At 71.3% G+C, this 24,024-nt stretch carries 26 protein-coding genes; 17 read left to right on the forward strand and 9 right to left on the reverse strand.

The genetic code is table 11. The annotated features are described in order from the left end of the window. Positions 1-45: 45 nt before the first annotated feature. Complete coding sequence (locus ACZ5XZ_RS04645) at positions 46-708, forward strand: response regulator transcription factor (protein ID WP_468974593.1); 663 nt, start codon at positions 46-48, stop codon at positions 706-708. Beyond that, positions 701-2,119, forward strand: a complete 1,419-nt coding sequence (locus ACZ5XZ_RS04650) for a sensor histidine kinase (RefSeq protein ID WP_468974595.1) — start codon at positions 701-703, stop codon at positions 2,117-2,119. Before ACZ5XZ_RS04645 ends, ACZ5XZ_RS04650 begins: the two co-directional genes overlap by 8 nt. Positions 2,120-2,160: 41 nt before the next feature. Here the strand turns inward: ACZ5XZ_RS04650 and ACZ5XZ_RS04655 are convergent, their stop codons facing one another. The 4 genes from ACZ5XZ_RS04655 to ACZ5XZ_RS04670 form a co-directional block, all read right to left on the reverse strand. Next, on the reverse strand, positions 2,161-2,637 hold the full coding sequence (locus ACZ5XZ_RS04655; protein WP_384432097.1) for a MarR family winged helix-turn-helix transcriptional regulator: 477 nt from the start codon (positions 2,635-2,637) through the stop codon (positions 2,161-2,163). Between the two features lie 117 nt (positions 2,638-2,754). Further along, positions 2,755-3,549 carry an AIM24 family protein gene (locus tag ACZ5XZ_RS04660; protein WP_468974598.1) on the reverse strand — a complete coding sequence of 265 codons (795 nt, stop codon included), beginning with the start codon at positions 3,547-3,549 and terminating at the stop codon, positions 2,755-2,757. Next, positions 3,546-4,196 (reverse strand): AIM24 family protein, encoded by a 651-nt coding sequence (locus tag ACZ5XZ_RS04665; RefSeq protein ID WP_468974600.1) that lies wholly within the window; start codon positions 4,194-4,196, stop codon positions 3,546-3,548. The genes ACZ5XZ_RS04660 and ACZ5XZ_RS04665 overlap by 4 nt, the downstream gene beginning before the upstream one ends. Further along, the gene (locus ACZ5XZ_RS04670) at positions 4,196-4,834 is read right to left on the reverse strand and encodes an AIM24 family protein (RefSeq protein WP_384432088.1); all 639 of its coding nucleotides are present in this window, start codon (positions 4,832-4,834) and stop codon (positions 4,196-4,198) included. The genes ACZ5XZ_RS04665 and ACZ5XZ_RS04670 overlap by 1 nt, the downstream gene beginning before the upstream one ends. A gap of 248 nt (positions 4,835-5,082) precedes the next feature. On the opposite strand from ACZ5XZ_RS04670, the gene ACZ5XZ_RS04675 reads away from it, so the two are divergent. Both ACZ5XZ_RS04675 and ACZ5XZ_RS04680 read left to right on the forward strand, forming a co-directional pair. Beyond that, complete coding sequence (locus ACZ5XZ_RS04675; protein WP_468974602.1) at positions 5,083-5,433, forward strand: DUF3817 domain-containing protein; 351 nt, start codon at positions 5,083-5,085, stop codon at positions 5,431-5,433. Further along, positions 5,430-5,726 (forward strand): MTH1187 family thiamine-binding protein, encoded by a 297-nt coding sequence (locus tag ACZ5XZ_RS04680; protein WP_468974604.1) that lies wholly within the window; start codon positions 5,430-5,432, stop codon positions 5,724-5,726. Before ACZ5XZ_RS04675 ends, ACZ5XZ_RS04680 begins: the two co-directional genes overlap by 4 nt. 480 nt (positions 5,727-6,206) lie before the next feature. Here the strand turns inward: ACZ5XZ_RS04680 and ACZ5XZ_RS04685 are convergent, their stop codons facing one another. Then, complete coding sequence (locus tag ACZ5XZ_RS04685; RefSeq protein ID WP_468974606.1) at positions 6,207-7,190, reverse strand: ArsR/SmtB family transcription factor; 984 nt, start codon at positions 7,188-7,190, stop codon at positions 6,207-6,209. Between the two features lie 79 nt (positions 7,191-7,269). Here ACZ5XZ_RS04685 and ACZ5XZ_RS04690 point away from each other — a divergent pair, with 79 nt between their 5' ends. From ACZ5XZ_RS04690 to ACZ5XZ_RS04705, 4 genes are all read left to right on the forward strand, one after another. Next, a complete protein-coding gene (locus ACZ5XZ_RS04690) occupies positions 7,270-8,592 on the forward strand; it encodes an MFS transporter (RefSeq protein WP_468974608.1) in 1,323 nt (440 codons plus the stop codon). A gap of 43 nt (positions 8,593-8,635) precedes the next feature. After that, positions 8,636-9,145: a MarR family winged helix-turn-helix transcriptional regulator gene (locus ACZ5XZ_RS04695; RefSeq protein WP_468974610.1), complete on the forward strand. Its 510-nt coding sequence runs from the start codon at positions 8,636-8,638 to the stop codon at positions 9,143-9,145. A 64-nt stretch (positions 9,146-9,209) separates the two neighbouring features. Next, the gene (locus tag ACZ5XZ_RS04700) at positions 9,210-9,542 is read left to right on the forward strand and encodes a DUF3817 domain-containing protein (RefSeq protein ID WP_468974612.1); all 333 of its coding nucleotides are present in this window, start codon (positions 9,210-9,212) and stop codon (positions 9,540-9,542) included. A gap of 161 nt (positions 9,543-9,703) precedes the next feature. Next, positions 9,704-11,404 carry an acyl-CoA mutase large subunit family protein gene (locus ACZ5XZ_RS04705; RefSeq protein WP_468974614.1) on the forward strand — a complete coding sequence of 567 codons (1,701 nt, stop codon included), beginning with the start codon at positions 9,704-9,706 and terminating at the stop codon, positions 11,402-11,404. 76 nt (positions 11,405-11,480) lie between these two features. On the opposite strand, the gene ACZ5XZ_RS04710 is transcribed toward ACZ5XZ_RS04705, so the two are convergent. Then, positions 11,481-12,059, reverse strand: coding sequence for a hypothetical protein (locus ACZ5XZ_RS04710; RefSeq protein ID WP_468974616.1), 579 nt, complete (start codon positions 12,057-12,059; stop codon positions 11,481-11,483). 228 nt (positions 12,060-12,287) lie between these two features. Between ACZ5XZ_RS04710 and ACZ5XZ_RS04715 the strand changes: the two genes are divergently transcribed. The 3 genes from ACZ5XZ_RS04715 to ACZ5XZ_RS04725 all read left to right on the forward strand — a co-directional run bounded on the left by ACZ5XZ_RS04715 (position 12,288) and on the right by ACZ5XZ_RS04725 (position 14,305). Continuing rightward, positions 12,288-12,626: a hypothetical protein gene (locus ACZ5XZ_RS04715; RefSeq protein WP_468974618.1), complete on the forward strand. Its 339-nt coding sequence runs from the start codon at positions 12,288-12,290 to the stop codon at positions 12,624-12,626. A 96-nt stretch (positions 12,627-12,722) separates the two neighbouring features. After that, positions 12,723-13,904 (forward strand): WXG100-like domain-containing protein, encoded by a 1,182-nt coding sequence (locus tag ACZ5XZ_RS04720; RefSeq protein WP_468974620.1) that lies wholly within the window; start codon positions 12,723-12,725, stop codon positions 13,902-13,904. A gap of 41 nt (positions 13,905-13,945) precedes the next feature. Then, positions 13,946-14,305, forward strand: coding sequence for a hypothetical protein (locus ACZ5XZ_RS04725; protein ID WP_468974622.1), 360 nt, complete (start codon positions 13,946-13,948; stop codon positions 14,303-14,305). Positions 14,306-14,395: 90 nt separating this feature from the next. On the opposite strand, the gene ACZ5XZ_RS04730 is transcribed toward ACZ5XZ_RS04725, so the two are convergent. After that, the gene (locus tag ACZ5XZ_RS04730) at positions 14,396-15,799 is read right to left on the reverse strand and encodes a sensor histidine kinase (protein ID WP_468974624.1); all 1,404 of its coding nucleotides are present in this window, start codon (positions 15,797-15,799) and stop codon (positions 14,396-14,398) included. Next, positions 15,796-16,524: a response regulator transcription factor gene (locus tag ACZ5XZ_RS04735; protein ID WP_468974626.1), complete on the reverse strand. Its 729-nt coding sequence runs from the start codon at positions 16,522-16,524 to the stop codon at positions 15,796-15,798. Before ACZ5XZ_RS04735 ends, ACZ5XZ_RS04730 begins: the two co-directional genes overlap by 4 nt. 63 nt (positions 16,525-16,587) lie before the next feature. Between ACZ5XZ_RS04735 and ACZ5XZ_RS04740 the strand changes: the two genes are divergently transcribed. Together ACZ5XZ_RS04740 and ACZ5XZ_RS04745 are read left to right on the forward strand one after the other, a co-directional pair. Then, positions 16,588-17,754, forward strand: a complete 1,167-nt coding sequence (locus ACZ5XZ_RS04740) for a UDP-N-acetylglucosamine--N-acetylmuramyl-(pentapeptide) pyrophosphoryl-undecaprenol N-acetylglucosamine transferase (RefSeq protein WP_468974628.1) — start codon at positions 16,588-16,590, stop codon at positions 17,752-17,754. After that, positions 17,751-18,755: a GDP-mannose 4,6-dehydratase gene (locus tag ACZ5XZ_RS04745; protein WP_468974630.1), complete on the forward strand. Its 1,005-nt coding sequence runs from the start codon at positions 17,751-17,753 to the stop codon at positions 18,753-18,755. The genes ACZ5XZ_RS04740 and ACZ5XZ_RS04745 overlap by 4 nt, the downstream gene beginning before the upstream one ends. Here ACZ5XZ_RS04745 and ACZ5XZ_RS04750 read toward each other — a convergent pair. After that, positions 18,746-19,441 (reverse strand): TetR/AcrR family transcriptional regulator, encoded by a 696-nt coding sequence (locus ACZ5XZ_RS04750; protein ID WP_468974632.1) that lies wholly within the window; start codon positions 19,439-19,441, stop codon positions 18,746-18,748. The two genes, ACZ5XZ_RS04745 and ACZ5XZ_RS04750, sit on opposite strands and share 10 nt — an antisense overlap. A gap of 264 nt (positions 19,442-19,705) precedes the next feature. On the opposite strand from ACZ5XZ_RS04750, the gene ACZ5XZ_RS04755 reads away from it, so the two are divergent. The 4 genes from ACZ5XZ_RS04755 to ACZ5XZ_RS04770 all read left to right on the forward strand — a co-directional run bounded on the left by ACZ5XZ_RS04755 (position 19,706) and on the right by ACZ5XZ_RS04770 (position 23,899). Next, positions 19,706-20,674: a tetratricopeptide repeat protein gene (locus ACZ5XZ_RS04755; protein ID WP_468974635.1), complete on the forward strand. Its 969-nt coding sequence runs from the start codon at positions 19,706-19,708 to the stop codon at positions 20,672-20,674. Between the two features lie 613 nt (positions 20,675-21,287). After that, on the forward strand, positions 21,288-21,905 hold the full coding sequence (locus ACZ5XZ_RS04760) for a DUF6230 family protein (protein WP_468974637.1): 618 nt from the start codon (positions 21,288-21,290) through the stop codon (positions 21,903-21,905). 136 nt (positions 21,906-22,041) lie between these two features. Further along, entirely contained in the window at positions 22,042-22,599 is a 558-nt protein-coding gene (locus ACZ5XZ_RS04765; RefSeq protein ID WP_468974640.1) for a DUF6114 domain-containing protein, read from the forward strand. Continuing rightward, positions 22,589-23,899 carry a hypothetical protein gene (locus tag ACZ5XZ_RS04770; RefSeq protein ID WP_468974642.1) on the forward strand — a complete coding sequence of 437 codons (1,311 nt, stop codon included), beginning with the start codon at positions 22,589-22,591 and terminating at the stop codon, positions 23,897-23,899. Before ACZ5XZ_RS04765 ends, ACZ5XZ_RS04770 begins: the two co-directional genes overlap by 11 nt. Positions 23,900-24,024 lie beyond the last annotated feature (125 nt).

A 24,024-nucleotide genomic window follows, 5' to 3' on the forward strand; every position in this document is an offset into this window, starting at 1 on the left:
AGGCGCCTGAAGGGGTCTTCAGGTTCGGCCTGGCAAGGTACGTGTATGCGCCTGTTGATCGTGGAGGACGAAAAGCGGCTGGCCCTGTCGCTGGCGAAGGGCCTGCGGGCCGAGGGGTACGCGGTCGATGTGGTGCACGACGGCCGGGAGGGACTGCACCGGGCGGGTGAGGGCGGCTACGACCTGATCGTGCTCGACATCATGCTGCCGGGCATGAACGGCTACCACGTCTGCGGGGCGCTGCGCGCGGCCGGCAACGAGGTGCCGATCCTGATGCTGACCGCCAAGGACGGCGAGTACGACGAGGCCGAGGGGCTGGACACCGGCGCCGACGACTACCTGACCAAGCCGTTCTCGTACGTGGTGCTGGTGGCGCGGGTGAAGGCGCTGCTGCGGCGGCGCGGGCGCAGCGCGCAGCCCGTGCTGCGGGTGGGGTCGCTCGCCATCGACCAGGGGGCGCGCCGGGTCGAGCGGGACGGCGCGGAAGTGGCGCTGACCGCGAAGGAGTTCGCCGTACTGGAGCAGCTGGCGCTGCGGCCGGGCGACGTCGTCTCCAAGGCGGAGATCCTGGAGCACGTCTGGGACTTCGCCTACGAGGGCGATGTCAACATCATCGAGGTCTACGTCAGCGCGCTGCGGCGCAAGCTCGGCGCCGGGCACATCGCGACGGTGCGCGGTGCGGGATACCGGCTGGTGGCCGGTGACTAGGGCGCCGGGGTCCGTACGGGCCAGGGCGGCGGCCGGCGCGACCGCGGTCGTGGCGCTGGCGCTGATCGCGGCGGGCACCGCGGTGCTGCTGGTGCTGCGCGGCAATCTGCAGCAGCAGGCCGGGCTGCGGTCCGAGGTCGCCGCGCGCGAGGTCGCCGCGCAGATCGCCACGGGCACCGCGTACCCGAAGCTCGACCTGCCGGACGGCGACGACCACCCGGTGGTGGTCACCAACGAGGACGGCCGGGTGCTGGCGGCGGGTGAGGACGTACGGGCCGTCGACGGCAGGCGCGTGTCGGGCGGGCAGCAGGGCGCGGGGCACGCCCCGCCGCCGGATGACGACGACGGCGGGGAGGACGACGACGCGACCGGGCTCAGGCCCGGCGAGGTCGACGAGGACGTCCGCTATCGGGACGGCACCGCGGACGTCGACGGCACGGTCGGCGACTACCGGTTCGCGGTGGTCGAGGCCAAGGACGGCCGCGGGGAGAAGGCCACGGTGCGGGCGGGCTCGGCGCTGGCGCCGGAGCGGGACGCCGTCGGGTCGGTGCGCGACGCCATGCTGATCGGGCTGCCGCTGCTGCTCGTGGTGGTGGCGGCCGTGACCTGGCTGGTGACCCGGCGGGCGCTGCGGCCGGTGGAGGGGATCCGTGCGGAGATGGCGGCGATCACGGCGAGCACGGACCTGTCGCGGCGGGTGCCGGAGCCGGCCGCGCGGGACGAGATCGCCCGGCTGGCGCGGACGACCAATGAGACGCTCGCCGCGCTGGAGGCGAGCGTCGAGCGGCAGCGGCGCTTCGTGGCGGACGCCTCGCACGAGCTGCGCAGCCCGATCGCGAGTCTGCGCACCCAGCTGGAAGTGGCGGTGGCGCACCCGGAGTTGCTGGATGTGCCGGGAGCGGTGGCCGACACCGTACGGCTGCAGCGGCTGGCGGCGGATCTGCTGCTGCTGGCCCGGCTGGACGCCGGGGAGCGGCCGGCCGACGCCCGCGTGGACCTGGCGGCGATGGTGCGCGAGGAGAGCTCGCAGCGGGTCGGGGACCGGATCCCGGTGCGGGTGGGCGAGTCGGCGAGCGTGGAAGTGGCCGGGTCCCGGAGCCAGTTGGGGCGGGTGCTGGGCAATCTGCTGGACAACGCGCAGCGCCATGCGGACTCGTCCGTGCGGGTGGACGTGGTGCGCGCGGGGGAGTGGGCGGTGCTGCGGGTCGAGGACAACGGGCCGGGGGTCCCGGAGGCGGAGCGGGAGCGGATCTTCGAGCGGTTCGTACGGCTCGACGACGCGCGGGCGCGGGACGACGGCGGGGCCGGGCTGGGGCTGGCCATCGCGCGGGATGTCGCGGTGCGGCACGGTGGCTCGCTGGCCGTCCGCCAGGGCGCGGTGTTCGAGCTGCGGCTGCCGGTGGCCGGCTGATCCGGCGCCGCGGCCCCGGGGCGGGGCCGCGGGGCTCTGGGTCAGAGGCCGCCGCGATGCGTGCGGAGGTGTTCGGCCACCGGAGTGAGCGAGGCGCGCAGCGCTTCGAGGTCGTCGGGGGCGAACAGGTCGATGAAGTGCTTGCGGACCGATGCGACATGGTGCGGGGCGACCCGGCGCATGGTGTCCCAGCCCTCCTCCGTCAGCACGGCGTACAGGCCTCGACGGTCCGACTCGCAGCTCTCGCGGCGCACCAGACCGGCGTTCTCCATCCGGGTGATCTGGTGGGAGAGACGGCTCTTGGACTGCAGGGTGCTGGCTGCCAGGTCGCTCATCCGGAGCCGGTGGTCCTCGGCCTCGGAGAGGTTGACCAGGATCTCGTAGTCGTTGTTCGTCAGGCCGAACGGCTGCAGATCGCGCTCCAGTTGGTGCATCAGCAGCCTGCTGACGTCCAGATGAGTGCGCCAGGCACGCTGCTCCTGGTCGGTCAGCCAGGGGGTGTCGCTGTCGGTCGTCATGGATGAATTCTATCCGTAAAAGTTGAATAATTAATTAATCGTGCCGGGATGGCGGCGCCGGCCGGTCGGGGTCGGACGTTGGTCATTCGTTCGACGTCACCGTCCGCAGACTACCGCTCACAGCCCGAAGCGGCGTTGGAGGCTCCCGAGGTTGCCGGGCAGTTGGGGCAGTTGTGAGCCACTTTGCGGGGGGTGTCCGCCGCCGTGCGGGCCGTGCCCGCCGCCGCCCGGAACGCCCGCCTCCGCGGGGATCTCGCCGGTCGCCAGCTCCGGCATCAGCTGCTCCGTCGACTGCAGCAGGACCGTGCCGGCACCGACGAACTCGAACTGGTGCTCCTCGCCCGACGCCCCGCCGATGCCGGTGTGCGCCCGCAGCCCGCCCAGGAATCCCCGCAGGTACTGGTGGTCGTAGTGGTGGCAGGGGGAGGGGCAGTCCGCCCAGCCGACGAGCGCCTGCGGGTCCACCCGCAGCGGCGGCTCCATGAAGACCACCGGGCCGTTGGAGGCGGCCACGAACTTGCCCGTACCGATGAGGGTGAGGAAGCCCGGGATGATCGACTGCTTCAGCGACAGAGATGGCTGAAACGCGAGCAAGTTGCCCGAGCGAATAGTGAGGTTGCCCTCATCCAGATCGAAGGAATTCACATCGAACGCACGGTCCGCGAGCAGCATCTTTCCCTGCCCCTCGGCGACGACCCAGTCCGCGGCGTGCAGTGGCGAATGAAAACTTCCGGCGATCAGCCGGTCCAGCCGGCCGTGCCCGATGCCGTGGAAGTCGATCCGCCCGTAGTAGGCGATCATCTTCCCCTTCTGCAGGAACCACTGGCCGTTCAGATCGACGCTGAAGGCGTACGGATTGACGTTGTCGTCGGCGGGGAGCGAGGAGACGTCGTGGACGACGGGACCGGTCACAGCTTCTCCTCCGACGCCTGTACGTAGACGGTGCCCTGGCCCGACAGCTCCAGCTGGAAGGCCTCGCCCGAGCCGCGGCCGACCATGTCGCGCCAGCCGAGCGCCGTGGACAGTTTGTTGCGGACCTCGCCGCGGTGGGCGACGTAGGCCTGCGGGTCGACATGGACCGGGCGCTGGGGCGTGATCGGCAGCTCGATGACACCGCCGTGCGCCATCACCGCGGCCGAGCCGACGCCCTTGAGGGTCGTGGTGAACAGGCCCTGGCCGGTGACCTGGCCGCGCACCATGCCCATCACCCCGCCCTGCGAGCCCATGAACATCGTGCCCTGCTGCAGCGAGCCGTCGAAGGCCAGCAGCCGGTCGGCCTCGACGTACAGCGTCTCGCCGGTCAGGTCGACGACCTGGACGTGGTGACCGCCGTGCCCGAACATGACCGTCCCCGTGCCCTCGACGGTCATCAGGGGGGTCGCCTCACCGGCGATCCGCCGGCCGATCATCGAGCCGACCCCGCCCTGTCCGCCCTGGATGTTCGGGGTGAAGGACACCTCGCCGCGATAGGCCAGCATCGCCCCGCGCTGACTGAACATCCGCTGGCCCGGACCGATCCTGGCCTCCACCATGCGGGAGTTGAGCGCCGTGAACGGCATCAGACCTCACCGCCCACGGTGTTGCGCTCGCTGGGCTGCACGTACACCAGGCCCTCACCCTCGAAGCGGATCTGGAAGGCCTCGCCGGAGCCCTCCCCTATGAAGCTGCGGAAATTCACCCCGGACTGGAAGTGCTGCTTCAGCTCGCCGGTGTGCGCGACATACGCCCCCGGGTCGACCTGGAGCGGGTACTGCTTGGTGACCCGCAGCACCACCGCCGGGCCGTGGGACATGAGCGCCGCCTGGCCGCTGCCCTCGACCGTCGTGGTGAACAGGCCGTGGCCCTGCGAGGCGCCGCGCAGACCCGTGAACGTCGTGCCCGTATGCAGCGAGGCGTCCGTGCACAGCAGGTTGCTGGCCTCCACATACAGCTTCTCGCCCCGCAGCTGCACCAGGCTGATCTCGCTCGCGCGATCGGCGAAGTAGCACGTGCCGTGGCCCTTCACCTCCATCACGGCCATCTGCTCACCCGTCAGCCGGCGGGTGACCATGCCGCGCAGGCCCTCGCCGCCGCCGGTCATCTTCTTGAACGACATCTGGCCGTCGTACGCGACCATCGCACCGTTTTTCGCCTTGACGGCGTCGCCCGTCATATCGACGGCGAGCACCTTGCTCCCCTGGAGCCGAAACTGAGCCACGCGTCAGACGGTAGTCGGCCCGGGCCGCGCAGGGCAGGTCCCATGCCCCTGACACCGCCCTGAGATCTCCCGGACGCCAGGACAGGGGTCCTCCGACGGCCCCGCGCGCGGTGATCACCGGGGTGGCTGTCACAATGGGACGCGCTTGTGAACCCTTGCACAAGCGTGCGCCCGCCCGTCGCCCGACCTCCACCCCCAGAAGACGGCGCTGCGCGCCGACCGCCCATCCGCACCCGAACGAGGTTGTTGTGGACATCAAGACCGCCGCCGCCCTGCACCGCCTGCGCCTGGCCTCCATCCCGGAGGCGATCTCCTTCCCGGCGCTGCTGATCTTCGGCACCGGCTTCCGTCTGGCCTTCGACTACGACGCCCTGGTGATGCCGCTCGGCCTGATCCACGGCCTGCTCTTCATCACATACGTGGTGCTGCTGCTGGACGTGTGGAACCGCACCAAGTGGCCCTTCAAGCGGGTCGCCTTCTTCTTCCTGCTGGCGATCGTGCCGTTCGGCGGCCTCTACGGCGACCGCGTCCTCAAGCGCGAGGAGGAGGCCGGCGTGATCGCCGCCCGGGCCCGCAAGGAAGGCGTCGTCAACGCATGATCGTCGCCTTCTCCGTGAGCCCGCTGGGCGTCGGCGAGGACGTCGGCGAGTACGTCGCCGACGCGGTCCGGGTCGTCCGCGAGTCCGGGCTGCCCAACCGTACGGACGCGATGTTCACCTCCGTCGAAGGCGAGTGGGACGAGGTCATGGACGTCGTCAAGCGCGCGGTCGCGGCCGTCGAGGCACGCTGCGGACGCGTCTCGCTGGTCCTCAAGGCCGATATCCGTCCCGGGGTGACGGATGGGCTGACGTCGAAGGTGGAGACGGTGGAGAGGCATCTCTCCGAGGGGTAGTCGGGGGTAGTCCCGCACGTTGTCGGCTTTCCCGCCGTGGGGGTTTCGCTTTTTTCGCCTGCGGCCTCTCCGCTGCGCTTTGCTGCCGCCGACTCGTCTGGCTTTCGCGCCGTTGCGCCTGCGGCGGGCTGGTGCCGCTGCGCGGGGCGTTTACGGCAGCGGGTGCGGCCCTCCGGACTCCGCCCTGCGGTCCGCCCCCTCCCGTGAGTGGGGGAAGGAGACCGGTGGGGGTGAACGTCAGCGTTCGTGTGCCGGTAGTCGACGGACGGGGCCCGCCCCCACCGGCCTGTTCACCCTCCACTCACGGGAGGGGACAGACCGTAGGACGAAGTCCGTAGGGCTGTCACCGCAGCCGACAACACCACGCCCGCCGCAGGCGCAACGGCGAGACGGCACCACGGGGCCGCACCCGAAAAACAACCGCCCGCCGCCAGGCGCAACGGCGAAACCCCCACGGCGGGACAGCCGACAACGTGGGAATCAGCCGCGCGTCAGCGCGAAGCCCAGCGGAGTGCGCTCGTACAGCACCCGGTGCCCCTGGCGGCGCGAGGTCAGAAGGCCCGCGTCGCGTAGTACGGAAAGCTGGGCCGAGACCGACGAGGGCGCCAGTCCGAGGCGGTGGGCCAGGGCGGTCGTCGTCGAGGGGACGTCGAGCGCGGCCAGGACCGCGGCGCGGTTCACCCCCAGCAGCCGGGCCAGCGCCGGCCCCGTCTCCGGTTCGCTCCACAGTCCGCCGATGCCGCGCGCCGGATAGATGACGGTCGGCTGCCACGGCGGATCGAAGCCGCTGACCACGTCCGGCCATACGAAGACGCTCGGCAACAGCAGCACACCGCGGCCCTTGAGTTCCTGCGTCTGGACGAAGTCGATCCGGGTGCGGACCGTGAGGGTGTCGCCCGACCAGGACACCAGCGGATGCAGATCGGCGAAGAGCCGCTGCAGCCCGCCGCCGGCCAACTGGTGCGACCGGTAGGCGATCTCGGCCTCCAGCAGCGCCCGCAGCCGCGGCCAGTCCGGGGCGAGCAGCGCGTGCCAGGCGCGCTCGGTGACCTCGGCCAGCTCCTGGATCGCCGCCGCCGGGTCGGCCAGCGCGGCACGGCCCCGCGCCGAGTCCAGGGCACCCGGCGTACAGGCCAGCGACTTGGCCATCTCGGCGCGGGCGAGTGCCGGATCGGTGGCCCGCAGCAGCGCCAGCTCCTCGTCGAACGAAGCCATCGGGGTCTTTGGCGGGCGGCCCAGGAAGTCCGGTGTGTAGCCGGGTGGCGGCGACGGCATGAACAGCCACAGCGGCGTCAGATCCAGCCCCGCCAGCGCCTGGCGCATCCGGCGCAGCCACGGTGTGTGGTAGCCGTGCCGGTCGGCGCGCCGCAGGGTCCGTACGGCCTCATGCGTCTCGCACAGCGGCGAGACGGCGAAGCGGATGCGGAGCAGGTCGTCGGCGCCGAAATGCAGATGCAGCGGCATGGCCGCCGGCCCCCCTCCCCGGGATTCGGCTGTAGCCGAAAGAGTAGGGGGCCCGGTCCGGCCCCGGCAGGCTGCCGTCATGTCCGCGACCACGGGGCCCGTACCGCCGGGCCGCACTCCCCCCTGCCTTGGCGAGGGCCGGGCCGCCGGTGCCGCGCCGGACCGCTCACCCGGCTACCGTGCCGTCTTCGCCGTCCCCGAGTTCCGTCGGGTCTTCGCCGCGCACCTGCTGTCCTCGCTCGGCGTGGTCGTCTGCGAGATCGCGCTGTCGGTCCTGGTCTTCCGGCTCACCGGCTCGCCGCTGCTGAGCGCCCTGACCTTCGCGCTGGGGCTGCTTCCGTACGTCGTCGGCGGCACGCTGCTGTCGGCCGTCGCCGACCGGTATCCGGCCCGCCGGGTGCTGGTCGGCTGCGATGTGCTGTGCGCACTGGCCGCCGTGGGCATGGTGCGGCCGGGCACGCCGGTCGGGGTGCTGCTCGCGCTGCGCTGTGTGATCGCCGCCATCGCACCGGTCTTCGCCGGTACCCGCGCCGCGACGCTGGGGGACATCCTCGGCGGGGGCGAACTGTTCGTGCTGGGGCGCTCGGTGATCCGCATCGTCAACCAGAGCGCGCAGCTCGCCGGGTTCGGGGCCGGGGGCCTGCTGCTGGCGGTGGCGTCCCCCGGGGCGGTGCTGGCGATCACCGCGGGGACCTTCGCGGGCTCCGCGCTGCTGCTGTGGCTGGGGACCCGCGCCCGCCCGCCGCGCCGGGCCCCGGGCGCCGGTCGCGGGACGCTGCTGGGGGCCTCGCTGGGCGGCCTTCGCCGGCTGCTGGGCGACCGCCGGATCCGGGCGCTGCTGCTGCTGACGTGGCTTCCGCCGGCGTTCGTGGTCGTTCCGGAGGCGCTGCTGATCCCCTACGCCGACCGGCTCGGCGCCAGCCCGGCCGCCGCGGGCCTGCTGCTGTGCGCCATGCCCGTCGGCGCGGTGCTCGCCGAGAGCCTGGCCGGCTCGTTCCTCGGTCCCCGGGCGCGCAGTCGGCTCACCTTCCCCATGGGCGTCTTCGCCGTACTGCCCTCGCTCGGCTTCGCGGCCCAGCCCTCGCTCGGCTGGGCGGTGCTGCTGCTGGTGCTGACCGGTACCGGGATCTCGTACAACTTCGGCGTCGACCGCTGGTTCGTCGCCGCGGTACCCGAGCAGCTGCTGGGGCAGGCGATGACGCTGACACAGGCGGGGCGGATGACGGTCATGGGCCTGGCGATGGGCGCGGCCGGCCTCGCGGCGGAGTACGCCCCCCTGCGGGTGGTGATGCCGGCGGCGGGGGTGGTCGGCCTGGTGGGCGTACTGGCGGTGATCGCCGAGGTCCGCCGTACGCGGCCCGGCCCCCGGACGCCCGGCGGTCGTCGGGCGACCGAAAACTGAGACAGGGCTGACCACAATATGACCGCCGGGTAGGGTCGGAAGCGTGCCGAAGCCGCTCAGCCTTGCTTTCGATCCCATCGCGCGCGCCGACGAACTGTGGCAGCAGCGATGGGGTGCCGTGCCGTCGATGGCCGCGATCACCTCGATCATGCGCGCCCATCAGATCCTGCTGTCCGAGGTGGACGCGGTGGTCAAGCCGTACGGGCTGACCTTCGCGCGCTATGAGGCGCTGGTGCTGCTGACCTTCTCCAAGGCCGGTGAGCTGCCGATGTCGAAGATCGGCGAGCGGCTGATGGTGCATCCGACCTCGGTGACCAACACCGTCGACCGGCTGGTGAAGTCCGGTCTGGTCGCCAAGCGGCCCAATCCGAACGACGGGCGCGGCACGCTCGCCTCGATCACGGACAAGGGGCGCGAGGTGTGCGACGCGGCGACCCGGGACCTGATGGCGATGGACTTCGGGCTCGGGGCGTACGACGCCGAGGAGTGCGCGGAGATCTTCGCGATGCTGCGGCCGCTGCGGGTCGCGGCGGCGGACTTCAAGGACGAGTGACGGGCGCCCGGTCTCCCAGGGGGCGGTGAAGATCGCCCCGGATCGGGTGGTTACGCTCGGGGGCATGAAGCGAAGCGTCCTGACCCGTTACCGGGCGATGGCCTACATCACCGCCGTGATGCTGCTGGTGCTCTGCACGTGCATGATCTTCAAGTACGGCTTCGGGATGGGCAAGGACCTCACCCTCGTCGTCTCGCAGGTCCACGGCGTGCTCTACATCATCTACCTGATCTTCGCCTTCGACCTGGGCTCCAAGGCGAAGTGGCCGTTCGGCAAGCTGCTGTGGGTGCTGGTCTCGGGCACGATCCCCACCGCCGCGTTCTTCGTCGAGCGCAAGGTCGTGCGGGAGGTCGAGCCGCTGCTCGCCGGTGACGCTCCGGAGCCGGTCAAGGTCTGACGGCGGCCGCAGCCGCCGCTCCTCACGCGCCCGTCCCCCTTGTCTGGACGGGCGCGTTCGCGTTTCCCGGGGCCCCCGCGCCGGTTACGCACCGTGATCCACCCCGACTTGTCACCTCCTGCCGTCGACAATTACTTGGACGTCCTAGTAAATTCGAAGGTATGGACGCTGACGCGATCGATGAAGGCCGCCGTCGCTGGCAGGCTCGGTACGACGCTGCCCGGAAGCGGGACGCGGACTTCACCACGCTCTCGGGTGATCCCGTCGAGCCGGCGTACGGGCCCCGGCCCGGCGACACGGTCGAGGGGTTCGAGCGGATCGGCTGGCCGGGCGAGTACCCCTTCACGCGGGGGCTGTACCCGACCGGCTACCGGGGGCGGACCTGGACGATCCGCCAGTTCGCCGGCTTCGGCAACGCCGAGCAGACCAACGAGCGCTACAAGATGATCCTGAAGGCGGGCGGGGGCGGCCTCTCCGTCGCCTTCGACATGCCGACCCTGATGGGGCGCGACTCCGACGACCCGCGTTCGCTGGGCGAGGTCGGGCACTGCGGCGTCGCCATCGACTCGGCGGCCGACATGGAGGTGCTCTTCAAGGACATCCCGCTGGGCGATGTCACGACCTCCATGACGATCTCCGGGCCGGCCGTTCCCGTGTTCTGCATGTACCTGGTGGCCGCCGAGCGGCAGGGCGTCGACCCCGCCGTCCTCAACGGCACGCTCCAGACGGACATCTTCAAGGAGTACATCGCGCAGAAGGAGTGGCTGTTCCAGCCGGAGCCGCATCTGCGGCTGATCGGCGACCTGATGGAGCACTGCGCGCGCGGCATCCCCGCGTACAAGCCGCTGTCGGTGTCCGGCTACCACATCCGCGAGGCCGGAGCCACGGCCGCGCAGGAGCTCGCCTACACCCTGGCGGACGGCTTCGGCTATGTGGAACTGGGCCTCAGTCGCGGCCTGGACGTCAACACCTTCGCCCCCGGCCTGTCCTTCTTCTTCGACGCGCACGTCGACTTCTTCGAGGAGATCGCCAAATTCCGGGCGGCCCGCAGGATCTGGGCCCGCTGGATGCGCGACGTCTACGGCGCGACCAGCGAGAAGGCGCAGTGGCTGCGGTTCCACACGCAGACGGCCGGTGTCTCGCTGACCGCTCAGCAGCCGTACAACAACGTCGTACGCACCGCCGTCGAGGCGCTCGCGGCGGTGCTGGGCGGCACCAACTCGCTGCACACCAACGCCCTGGACGAAACCCTCGCCCTGCCCAGCGAGCAGGCCGCGGAGATCGCGCTGCGCACCCAGCAGGTCCTGATGGAGGAGACCGGGGTCGCCAATGTCGCCGATCCGCTGGGCGGTTCCTGGTTCGTCGAGCAGCTGACGGACCGCATCGAGGCGGACGCGGAGAAGATCTTCGAGCAGATAAGGGAGCGCGGCGCGCGGACGGTGCCGGACGGGCGGCACCCGATCGGGCCGATGACCTCCGGAATCCTGCGGGGCATCGAGGACGGCTGGTTCACCGGCGAGATCGCCGAGTCGGCCTTCCGCTACCAGCAGGCGCTGGAGAAGGGCGACAAGAGGGTCGTCGGTGTCAACTGCCACCACGGTTCGGTCACCGGCGATCTGGAGATCCTCCGGGTCAGCCACGAGGTCGAACGGGAGCAGGTGCGGGTGCTCGCGGAGCGCAAGGCGGCCCGTGACGACGCCCGGGTCGAGGCCGCGCTGAAGTCGATGCTCGCCGCGGCGCGGGACGGCGGCAACATGATCGAGCCGATGCTGGAGGCCGTACGGGCCGAGGCGACGCTGGGCGAGATCTGCGGGGTGCTGCGGGACGAGTGGGGGGTCTACACGGAGCCGGCCGGCTTCTGACGCGCCCTCACCGTATGCGACGCCCTGGGGGTTCCGCCCCCGGGGCGTCGCGCATGTGGCGCGGCGGCAGGCCCGCTCAGCCGAGTCCGGGCAGGACGTGCCCCAGGACCGTACTGACGACGAACATGCCGACGAGGACCGCGATCGTGCTCGTGACCACGATCGTGCGGGTTCGCGTGCCCGCGGTCGCATGCCAGGTCTCTCGGAACTGGCGGAAGGTCACGCCGTCCGAGCCGAAGCCGGTGAGCCTGACGAAGAGCGCCACGGGGACGTAGAGCAGGACCCCGAAGGCGCACATGAAGTTCGTCGAGACCTGCGCGCCGTCGGCGAGGAGGTAGCCCGACGTCAGGAGCCCGAGAACGCCGGCCTCGTTGTGCTGGACCGACAGGCTGGTGCCCGCGTCGTAGTCCTTGTTGAAGCTGTCCAGGGACGCCTTGTCGTCGACGGTGCTCCCGCCGTCCGGGCGGAAGACTCCGGAGCATTCGAATTCATTCGTGGGTTTATTCGAACGCCTGGTGGAGGATTCCTCCGTGCACTCCTTGACCGTGAATGTTCCGTGCGTGCCCGTGAGGCCCGCCGCGGTCAGTCCTTTCATGACAAACGCGGCGCTCGCCAGCAGAACGATGATGAGGAGCCCCCATCCGATCCATCGCATCCTGAATGAGGTTTTTCCGGACATGCGGCGGGGCGTGGGCATGGCGGATTGTTCCCTTTCCTGGTCGCTGACGGGGGCGACGTCCATTTCCGGTAGCGCGTCGGGCGGAGGTGGTGCGTCCCATGTGAAAAGGATCTTCACGGCTCGGTCACTTCCGCCGCGGCGGGCATCGGATACCGTACGCCATGCGATTTATCCGATCCTTACGCCGCAGGTGAAGGGGGACTCATGGCAGGCTCCGGGTACGACGTCGATCCGTCCGTCCTCAAGGCGCAGGGCGGCGTTTTCGGGGATATCGGCTCCGAATTCAGTACGGCCGCAAAGAAGTTGAAAGCGACTCTCAAGGATGCCGAGGAGTGGGGCAGCGACGAGTTCGTCACGATCTTCAATGACTTCTACAAGCCGGTGAGCGAGGGCATCGTCGATTCGATGCCGCATCTCGGCGAGGAAATCACCAAGATCGGGGAAAAGCTGGCGGCGATGGGTGCGCGCTATGCCGCCACCGAGCACGACCAGCAGCAGCACCTCGACAAGTACGCGGCCGGACGTCCCGACATCACGGGCTGACGCGGTAATTCGCTCGGCCCGCCCCACCTGTGCCCACCGCACCGACATTCCAACGAACACGCGCTTCCGGGGGAGTGACTCACCGTGGCCACCATCATGCTTCCGACAGAGGTCGACTGGATCCTCGACCTCCTGGGCTTCCAGTGGCCCAATGTCGACGAAGACAAGATGCGGGAGGCGGCCGAGGCCTGGAGCCACTTCGCCGACGCCTGCCGGCAGGCGGCATCGGACGGTGCCACCGCGGCGAACACCGTGCGCGGCGCCAACTCCGGTGAGGCCGTGGAGGGGTTCAACAACCACTGGAACAAGTTCGCGGGGGCCGCCGGGTTCCTCGACGACGCCGCCGATGCCGCCGAGACGATCGCCGTCCTGCTCCAGGTGGTGGCCATGATCGTCATGATCATGAAGATCGCGGTGATCGTGCAGCTCGTCGCGCTGGCGATCGAGCTGGCGATGGCCCAGGCTGCCGCGCCGGTCACGCTGGGCGCCTCCGAGGCCGGGGCGGCCGCGGCCACCGCGACCACCCGGACGATCGTCCGCAAGATCTTCGACGAGGCGAAGACGAAGATCGTTCAGGCCGTCAAGGAGGCCCTGGCGAAGGAGCTGCGCAAGAACTGGAAGGACATGCTCAAGGACCTGGGCCTGGACCTCGCCAAGGACGCGGCCAAGAAGCTCGGGGGGAACCTCGCCTCGCAGGGCATCAAGAACTACTTCGGGGCGCAGGACGGGTTCGACGTCAAGGACGCGGCGAAGGCGGCGGTCAACCCCGTGGTGGAGAAGGCCAAGGACGTCGGCAAGGTCGGCACCGGTGCGTACCACATGGCCGAGGGCGTCGGCGAGATGGCGCAGGGCGACTTCGCCAAGGGCGGCAAGGACTTCCTCGCGGGGCAGCAGGAGACCGCCGACGGCGCCAAGAGCGTCTACGACATCGCCTACAAGAAGAAGGGGGAGGTGCCGGCCGAGGGCGACGGTACGGGCAGCGGCTCGTCGTCCGACGGTGATTCGGGCTCCGGTGGTTCGTCGGGCTCGTCGTCCGACGGCGGTTCCGGTTCCGGTTCCGGAGGGGCGTCGAGTTCGTCGTCCGACGGCGGCTCGGGCGGTTCGTCCTCCTCCGGCGGTTCGTCCTCCTCGGGCGGCGGCGCCGACGGGTCGTCGGCCGCCCCGGCGGGCGGTGCGAGGTCCCGCCTCGCGGACGGCATTCCCGACACCGAAGCCGCCGACCAGGACGGCGAGAGCGACCAGGGCGAGGCCGCACGCGTCCGCAACGCCTTCGGCTGACACACCCGCCGGCACCCACGGAGAGGAACCCCCGGAACCCCATGAGCACCCACAGCGCCTTCAGCTCGCCCGGCGACCGTGACTACCCCGTCGAGGAGCGGGACCTCTCCGAGGAGCAGAACGAGCATCTGACCTCGTCCCTGCGTGCCGTACGGAACAACCCCTCCGCACCGCCCGCCCTTCAGGACCTCGCGCGCAAGATGCTGGGCGGGCGGCTGGAGACGAAGGACGTCCTCGACGACCCGGCCGGGTACCGGGTCCTCACCGACGGTCTCGCCGGGATGCGGGAGAGCTGGCGGTCGATGTCCCCGCAGGACCGGCAGGCGCTGCGGGCGAAGGTCGAGGAGAAGGCCGAGGAGGCGGCGGCCGACGGCGTCGGCGCCGCGTACCGGCCTCGTTGAACGGCACGGCCCCGCCGAACGCCTCGGCCTCGTTGGACGGCACCGCCCCGCTGGACGGCCCGGCGTCCGCCGCGCCGGGAAGCCCGTCCGCTACGGCTTCCCGGCCGGCACCCGTAGCCGGAACAGTGCCCCGCCGCCCGGCGCCTGTTCGGCGGTGAGTTCGGCGTGGTGGGCGCGGGCGATCTGGCGGGCCATGGCCAGGCCGAGGCCGGAGCCGGGCAGGGCGCGGGCGGACTCGGCACGGTAGAAGCGGTCGAAGACATGGGGGAGGTCCTCGGCGGCGATGCCGGGGCCGTGGTCCCTGATGGTCAGCTCCAGCGCACCCGGTACGGCGGTGAGCGCGGTGTCCACCGGGCCGCCGGGCGGGGAGAACTTCGCGGCGTTGTCGAGGAGGTTGGACAGCAGCCGGGTCAGGCGGGCGGGCACGCCGGGGACGGCCACCTCGGTGGCGGCCGGTTCGATCTCGGCGGTGAAGGCGACCTCCGGCCAGTGCTCGCGGGCGGCGCCCACCGCGTGCTTCAGGAGGGCGGCCGGACGCACCTGCTCGACCAGGGGCTGCGGCTCCTCGTCGCGGGCCAGTTCGATCAGATCGTTGACGAGGGTGGTGACCTCGCGCAGCTGACGGCCCAGGGCGGCCGAGGCCCGGTCGCGCTGGGCGGCCGTCAAACGGTCGGCGCGGGCGAGGAGTTCGGCGTTGGTGCGGAGCGCCGTCAGCGGTGTGCGCAGCTCGTGGGAGGCGTCGGCGACCAGCCGGCGCTGGGCGGCGACGGACTGCTCCAGCTCGCCGAGCATGGTGTTGAAGCTGGCGGCGAGACGGGTGACCTCGTCCTCGCGGGCGGGTGGCCCGGCCGGGAGTTCGATGCGGTGGCGGGCGTCGCGGGTGGCGGCGATGCGCTCCGCGGTGGCGGTGAGGCGGGCGACCGGGGCCAGGCCCGTACGGGAGACCCAGTAGCCGAGGGCGGCGGCGAGCAGGACCCCGGCGGCGCCGACCGTCAGCAGGGCCCAGGCGGCCTGCTGTACGCCGCGGTCGACGGTGTCGGAACGCAGCGCGACCTGGAGCGCCAGGTCCTTGCCGGGGTGGCGGGTGGTGTAGATGAGGACGGGGTGGCCGGCGACGGTGAACTTGCTGTAGTACGCCTCCTGGTGGCCGGACGCGACCGCGCGGGTGGCCTCGGTGACGGGGAGGGCGTAGGGCTGTCGCGGGTCCTTGGCCCGGTCGGCGGGGACGATCTGGATGCAGGGCGAGGCCGGGTAGCGGCAGGTCGTCTCGCCCACCGTCGGCGCCCAGCCGCGGGTCTGCTGACGGGACTGGGTCGCCGTCTGGGCCAGATTCAGTTTGAGCTGACGGGTCATTTGGTACTGGATGACGACGAAGGCGGCGGCGCAGACGCCGACGGCCACCAGCGCGACCGCGGCGGAGGCGGCCAGCGCGAGGCGGGTGCGTAGCGGCCGGCGACGTTGCCAACGGGCGCCCAGGCCGCGGGTGCCGGTCACCGTTCCTCCGCGTGGCCCAGGCGGTAGCCGATGCCGTGCACCGTGTGGACCAGGCGCGGCTCGCCGCCCGCCTCCAGCTTGCGGCGCAGATAGCCGATGTACACGGCCAGGGAGTTGGAGTCCGGCCCGAAGTCGCGGCCCCAGACCCGCTCCAGGATCGTCTCGCGCGGCAGCACCTGGCCCGGGTGCAGGAGCAGGAGTTCCAGCAGCGCCCATTCGGTGCGGCTGAACTCCAGGGGGCGGCCCGCCCGGTGGCCGCTGCGGGTCACCGGGTCGACGACCAGATCGTCGAAGGAGAGCCGGGTGTCCTCGACCGCGCCGAGCGAGGCGCGGCGCAGCAGCGCCCGGACCCGGGCCACCAACTCGTCCAGCGCGAACGGCTTGACGAGGTAGTCGTCGGCGCCCGCGTCGAGCCCGTCGACCCGGTCGCTGACCGAGTCCAGGGCGGTCAGCACGAGGATGGGCGTACGGTCGTCCAGCGCGCGCAGCCGACGGCAGACGGCCAGGCCGTCCAGGACGGGCATCATCACGTCCAGCACGAGGGCGTCCGGCTGCCAGGCCGCGACCTCCGAGAGGGCGGCCAGGCCGTCGGCCGCGCCGCGTACCGCATAGCCCTCCACGGCGAGGCCGTCCGCCACGGCGGCGCGCACCTCCGGTTCGTCGTCGACGACCAGGATCTTGGGGGCCGGGGTGGCGCCGGGCGTGGGCGGCGGGGGCAAGGGCATGGACATAGGCTGCCAAACACCTCTCTTAGAACGTTCTTAGGGCGCCTCGCGAGCGTGGCGGCCATGCGCACACCACTCTCGGTCGTGATCGGTGCGGGCGGCACCGGCGGCCACATCTATCCCGGTCTCGCCCTCGCCGACGCGCTCCGCCGGGCCGTCCCCGATGCGGTGATCTCCTTCGTCGGTACCGAACGCGGGCTGGAGACGCGGCTGATCCCGCAGGCCGGGTACCGGCTGCACACCGTCGACATGATTCCCTTCGACCCCTCGCTCGGTGCCCGACGCTATCTGCTGCCGGCCGCGCTCCTTAAGTCCGGCGCCCAGTGCCGGGCGATCCTCAAGGAGCAGAAGGCCCAGGTCGCGGTCGGTATGGGGGGCTATCCGAGCGCCCCGGTGATCGTCGGGGCCCGGCTGGCGGGGCTGCCGAGCCTGATCCACGAGTCCAACGCGGTGCCCGGCCGGGCCAACAAGTTCGCCGCCCGGCTCACCCCGCACCTCGCCCTGGCCTTCGACCGCAGCCGCCCCCATCTGGCCGGCGGCGAGGGGGCCGAGACGGTGGGGATGCCGCTGGTCGGGCCGCTGGCCACGCTGGACCGTACGGCGCTGCGGCCGGCCGCCCGGCGGGCCCTGGGCATCCCGGGCGCGGCGCGGCTGCTGCTGGTCAACGGCGGGAGCCTGGGCGCGGCCCGGCTGACCGAGGCGGCGGTGGGACTGGCCGGCCGCTACCGGGCGCGCACCGACCTGCGGCTGCTGATCAAGACCGGGCCCGCGGCCCTGGAGGAGACCCGGGCCCTGCTGGCCGCCAACGGCGGGGACGCGGTCGCCGAGGCCGTGCCGTATCTGGACCGGATGGACCTGGCGTACGCCGCCGCCGACCTCGTGGTGTGCCGGGCCGGTTCGGCGACCGTCGCCGAGCTGGCCACGATCGGGATGCCGGCCGTCCTCGTGCCCTACCCCCACGCGCCGGGCGACCACCAGACCCATAACGCGCGGGTGCTCTCCGACGCCGGGGCGGCGCTGCTGCTGCCCGACGCCGAGGCCTCGGACGAGCGGCTGGACGCGCTGGTCACCCCGCTCCTCGACGACCCCGGCCGGCTCGCCGCGATGGGCGCGGCCGCCGACCCCGGCACCCATGCGCGGGCCGCCGATCTGCTCGCCGCCAAGGCGCTGGCCCTGGCCGGGCACCCCCACACACCCCACCTGAGCACCAACCTGAAGGAGTCAGCATGAGCAGCAGTACACAGCAGTGGGCGGGCCGCACGGTCCTGGTCACCGGGGCCGAGGGCTTCATCGGCTCGACCCTGGTCGACCTGCTCGTCGAGGCGGGCGCCGACGTACGCGCCCTGGTGCACTACAAGCCGTACGCGGAGAAGGGCAGTCTGGCGCGCTACCTGGGGCCGGGCAGCCCGGTCGAGATGATCGCGGGCGACGTCCGGGACGCGGGCCGGGTGATGGACGCGGTCGCGGGCTGCGACACCGTCTTCCATCTGGCCGCGCTGATCGGCATCCCGTACAGCTACGACTCACCGGGCGCCTATGTGCAGACGAACGTGGTGGGTACGGAGAACGTCGCGGAGGCCTGCCGGCGGCACGCCGTGCGGCGGCTGGTGCACACCTCCACCAGCGAGGTCTACGGCACCGCGCTGACCGCGCCGATCGGCGAGGACCACCCGCTGCAGCCGCAGTCGCCGTACTCCGCCTCGAAGATCGGCGCGGACATGATGGCGCTGTCGCACTGGCACGCCTTCGAGCTGCCGGTGACGGTGGTGCGGCCCTTCAACACCTACGGGCCCCGGCAGTCCGCCCGCGCCGTGATCCCCACGATCCTGGCCCAACTCCACGCCGGTGCCCGGCAGATCAAGCTCGGGTCGCTGACCCCGACCCGGGACTTCACCTACGTCACGGACACCGCGGCCGGGTTCCTGGCGATGGCGGACTGCGACCGGGCGCTGGGACAGGTCGTCAACCTCGGTACCGGGCGGGAGATATCGATCGGGGCGCTCGCCGAGGCGCTGATCGCGGCCTCGGGCCGGGAGGCGGAGATCGTGGTCGACCCGGCCCGGCTGCGGCCCTCGGGCAGTGAGGTCGAGCGACTGCTTTCGGACAACTCCCGGGCGCGGCAGTGGGCTTCGTGGCAGCCCGAGGTCTCCCTGGCGGACGGCTTGAAGCGGACCTCGGAGTGGGTCGCGGAGCATCTGCACCTGTTCGCCGCGGACCGCTATCAGGTGTGACCCCCGGGCCCGGGTACCGGTGTGCCCGGGCCCTCGGGCGTCCCCAGCCCCGCCAGCCCGCCGAGGAAGAGCGCGGTGAAGTCGCGCCCCCACTCCGCGTCCACGGGTTCGCCGCTGACCAGGGTGCGGTGCACGACCGCACCGGCGATCACATCGAAGATCAGGTCCATGTTGCGGGCGGCCGCCCGGGCGCCGTCCTCCCCGGGGGTGTCCGGCGACAGCTCGCCGCGGTCCTGGGCCCGCGCGCGCCCCAGCAGCACCAGCCGCTTCTGGCGGTCGACGATCGCCGAGCGGATCCGTTCGCGCAGCGCCTCGTCGGTGGTGGACTCGGCGACCACGGCCATCAGCGCCGTCTTGGTCTCGGGCCGCGCGAGCAGCGCGCCGAACTGGAGCACCACGCCCTCGATGTCGGCCCGCAGACAGCCCCGGTCGGGGAGTTCGAGCTCGTCGAAGAGGACCGCCACCGCGTCCACGACCAGCTCGTTCTTGTTGGCCCAGCGCCGGTAGAGGGTGGTCTTGGCGACGCCGGCGCGGGCCGCCACATCGCTCATGGTCAGCCGCCCCCAGCCCAGGTCGACGAGCGCGGCACGGGTGGCGCAGAGGATCGCGTGATCGGTCTCGGCGCTGCGCGGGCGGCCCGTGCGGCCCTTACGGGGGCTGGCGGAGTCGTGCATGCGGGCGACCATACCGGCCGGTAGTCGAGCGGCGGCCGTGAGGGAGATCACCCCGCATGGCGCGAGGCCCGGTGTCGCGCGGGGGCGACGGCGAGTTACGCTACGGGTCGTAGCGTAAGAGTGATGACCACTGGCCGTGGGTGGGGACCCATGGCCGCACACCCGGCCCCGCTCAGGCCGATCGCAGTACCGAACACCACACATTCCGCGTCGCCGGCCACATGGCTTTTCCGGATCGCTTTTCGGAACGGACCGCCCAGGGGGGAGGATGGACCCATGCAGCCACGCAATATGTCCATGAGTGGAGTCGTCGACCTCGCAGCGGTGAAGGCGGCGGGCGAAGCGAAGCAGAAGGCGGAGCAGGCCCGCGCCGAGGCCGCCCGCACGGGTCAGGCGCCGGTGAGCGGTGCCCGCCTGGTGTTCGACGTCGACGAGGCGGGGTTCCAGCAGGAGGTCCTGCAGCGCTCCACCGAGGTCCCGGTCGTCATCGACTTCTGGGCCGAGTGGTGCGAGCCGTGCAAGCAGCTGGGTCCGCTGCTGGAGCGTCTCGCGGGGGAGTACGCCGGCAGGTTCGTGCTGGCCAAGATCGACGTCGACAGCAACCAGATGCTGTTCCAGCAGTTCGGGGTGCAGGGCATCCCGGCGGTCTTCGCGGTGGTCGCCGGCCAGCCGATCCCGCTGTTCCAGGGCGCGGCCCCGGAGGCGCAGATCCGGCAGGTCCTCGACCAGCTGGTGCAGGCCGCCGAGCAGCAGTTCGGCATCGTCGGGGCGCCGGTCGCCGCGGAGGACGCGGGCGAGGAGGCGGCCGAGGCGCCGGTGCCGGCCGGTCCGTACGACGCGCTGCTGGAGGCCGCGAGCCAGGCGCTGGACTCCGGCGATCTGGGCGGCGCCGTCCAGGCGTACAAGAACGTCCTCGCCGACGACCCGGCCAACCCGGAGGCCAAGCTCGGCCTCGCGCAGGCCGAACTCCTGCGCCGGGTGCAGGACCTCGATCCGCAGGCGGTGCGCAAGGAGGCCGCGGACAACCCGGCCGATGTGCCGGCGCAGATCCGGGCCGCGGACCTGGACCTGGTGGGCGGTCATGTCGAGGACGCCTTCGGGCGGCTGATCGACGCGGTGAAGCGGACGGCCGGCGAGGACCGCGATGCCGCCCGGGTGCGGCTGCTGGAGCTGTTCGAGGTGATCGGGTCCGAGGATCCGCGGGTGACGGCGGCGCGTACCGCGCTTGCCCGGGTGCTGTTCTGACCCGCTGTTGTACCGGGCGTCCGCTTCTGACCAGTACGGCCGCCGTGAGTTGACCAAACAAACGAAGCAGCGGCCACGTTTTACCAAAACTTGGTAAACGTGGCCGCTGTTACTTGGAGTAAGCCTCATCCACCCCCTTGCGGCGTTTTGTCCGCAATTGCCGCGTGTCTGTGCGCGGTCAGCGACGACCCTGTGTGCCTGGCCGATCCCGGTCCGTCGAACCACGGTTATCTGGCCGTTACCCGCAAGTAACGAGCCTCTTGTGTCGAGAGCGTGAATGGACCACGATCGGCGACGCTCGGTCCATTCCCGCAGCCCGACATCCGGTCGGCGCGGCGGGGCACTTGGGTCCCCACCGAGTGGTCGGCGGCAGTGCTGTCGACCGTGGACAGGGGGGTCTCTGCCCCATCCGGCAGGGCCTGTCCAGAGAGGTTGCGCGAGAGCGTGGCCAGTGGTTGTCGCTCGGGGGTGATCGCCGGTATTCGGAACACGATGTGCCTCCGAGAACGGGCGCTCTCCTTCCCGAGGACGTAGCACTTCTCCCATCCCAGGTACCGCCGGCCCTCCCACGGCGGCCGGTACCGGAGATGTACGTCCGAGAAGGAGGAAAGTCATGGAGTCCCTGGCTCGTGGCGGGACCAGATGGAAGCGGTTCGCCGTTGTCATGGTGCCGAGCGTGGCGGCGACCGCCGCGATCGGCGTCGCCCTCTCGCAGGGTGCGCTCGCGGCGTCGTTCAGCGTGTCCGGCCAGCAGTTCAAGGTCACTACGGACCGGCTGGACGGCACCGGCTTCGTTCAGTACGGAGCCATCGACGCCCAAAAGGGCGGCAAGCAGATCCCGGTGGCGGTTTCGGGATTCTCCAACGCCAAGATCAAGAACCTGTGCCAGTCGGTAGTGGTGCCGGTCCCGGTCTTCGGCGATGTGTCGATGAAGCTGTCGGCCGGTGGCGGTGACACGCCCGTCGAGGCGAAGAACCTCTACATCGACCTCGACCAGCTGGACGCGGACGCGACCTTCAACAACATCGACATCGGTGTTGCTGCGGGCTCGGCGACCAAGGGTCCGGGCATGCACAAGGGCGACAAGGCCGACCCGGGCTCGTTCGCCCAGCAGGCCGACTCGGCCACGCTGACCCACGTCAAGCAGACGGCGTGGGCCACCACGGCCGGCACGTTCAAGCTCAGCGGCCTGAAGATGAGTGTCGCCAAGGGCAAGAGCGAGTGCTTCTGACGCACTGAGCGTACGGGTGCGGGGCTTTATTGCCCGCGGCGCCACCAGCCGCCCCCGCACCCGTACGCCCGGTAGCGCAAAGTACGACACTCCAGCTCAGAACCACCGATTTGCCAGTCCCGAGGAGCTGTACGACATGAGCGCCGAAACGCGACCACGGCTGATCGAGGGCATCGGCCGGAAGCGGACTTCGTTCCGGGAGTGGCGCGGACACCGCCCGTTCTGGGGCGGATTGCTGACACTGCTGGCCGGTATCCCGATCATGTACATCCCTTACGCGAATCTCACGATCGGTTCCCTGACCGTCCGCATGGCGACCACCGCCGGTGCCGGCTCGCTGATCATCGGCGTGCTGCTGGTGGTGCTGGGTCTGACCATGTGGTTCCAGCCGGCCTCGCGGGTCTTCGCGGGCGTGGCGGCGATCCTGCTGGCCCTGGTCTCCATCGTCGTCTCGAACTTCGGCGGCCTCGTGGTCGGCTTCCTGCTGGGGCTGATCGGCGGTGGGCTGGGTGTCTCCTGGGCACCGGGCACGGCCGAACGCAGCGGGGGCGACGCCGACGACGAGCCGGCCCGCACCGTCGCCGGACCGGTGGTCGCCACCAACCCCGCGCCGGCCGGACCCGGGTTGGGCAACGGACTGGACGACCTGTCAGGAACGAGCCCGACCAACGACGGGAGGCACCGTGCCGGGTGACGAGCTGCATGAGGAGAACGCAGCCGCCGGGGCGACCAAGAACTCCCCGCGCCGTTCAGGCATGGGGAACGGGCCGAGGCACGCGGCGCCCAAGAAGCCGCTGCTGACTCGGCTGCACGTGCCCGCGGGCAAGGCGATAGCCATCGCCGCCATGCCGTCCGCGGTGCTCATGGGGATGGGGCTGACGCCCCAGATGGCGATCGCCAAGCCGACGCCGCCCCAGAGCCCCTTCAAGGACGGCCCCTGCGTCACCGCCCCGGACAAGGTGGACGGCAAGGACGCCAAGTCCAAGGACGAGGCGAAGGACGACAAGGCCACCGCCCAGCCGTCCGCCACGCCCTCGGCCAAGCCCTCCGCCTCGCCCTCGCCCTCCGCCGGCAAGGAAGCGGACAAGGCTCCCGAGCCCGCGCCGTCCGGCTCCAAGACCGACGAGCCGTCGGGCTCCGCGACGCCGTCGCCCTCGCCGTCGGCCTCCGAGGAGGAGAAGAAGGACGGGGGCCTGCTGGGCGGCATCGGTGATGCGCTCGGCGGTCTCCTGGGCGGCGACAAGTCCGAGGAGTCCAGCGCTTCGCCGAGCCCCTCGCCGTCCGCGTCGGAGTCCAAGGCCCCGGAGTCCGCGGACGAGGACTCCGTGGCCGACAAGGTCACCAAGCCGGTCGAGAAGACCCTCGACGGGGTCAAGGACGGTGCCGACAAGGTCACCGAACCCGTCAAGGACGGATCGAAGACGGTCAACGACACCGTCCACGGCGCGGTGGGCGCGGCGGACAACGCGCTGCCCGGCGGCGGTCTGGACGGCAAGGACGCCGACGGCAAGCAGTCCTACCCCTGCGTCGTCGAGAACAAGCAGAAGGGCAAGGACGAGCAGACGCCCGTCACCCTGCCCGACGACCCCTGGCACCTGGAGTCCAGCGGGCTCACCCTGCGCGGTCTGGACTATGTGGGCGTCGTCAACGTCACGACGCAGGGCGGCCGTACCAAGCAGGCCCTGAAGTTCACCGCCGACAGCGTCGACATCGGCGACCTCCACCAGATCGTCGACGACCCGTCGTCCGGGAAGAAGTACCACGTCCGGTCGACGCCGGGGTCCACGTCCACCATCCGCGGCGGCAAGGTGACGCTGTACACCGAGCGGCTGCAGGGCAACCTCTTCGGTCTGATCCCGATCGTGTTCGACCCCGAGCACCCGCCGCCGCTCAATGTCCCCTACGCCTATTTCACCAAGGTGAAGCTGGACCAGGCGGGCCAGTTCGGCGGCAACCTCCATGTCCCGGGCATGCATGTGACCATCGAGGACTGACCCGGCCGAAAGCCTTTCCGGGAGCCGCGGAAAACGGCGGTGGGGGGGGGGGGGGGGGGGGGGGGGGGGGGGGGGGGAGGGGGGAGGGGGGGGGGGGGGGGGGGGGGGGGGGGGGGGGGGGGCAT

The organism is Streptomyces sp. NPDC033270 (genome assembly GCF_055576575.1).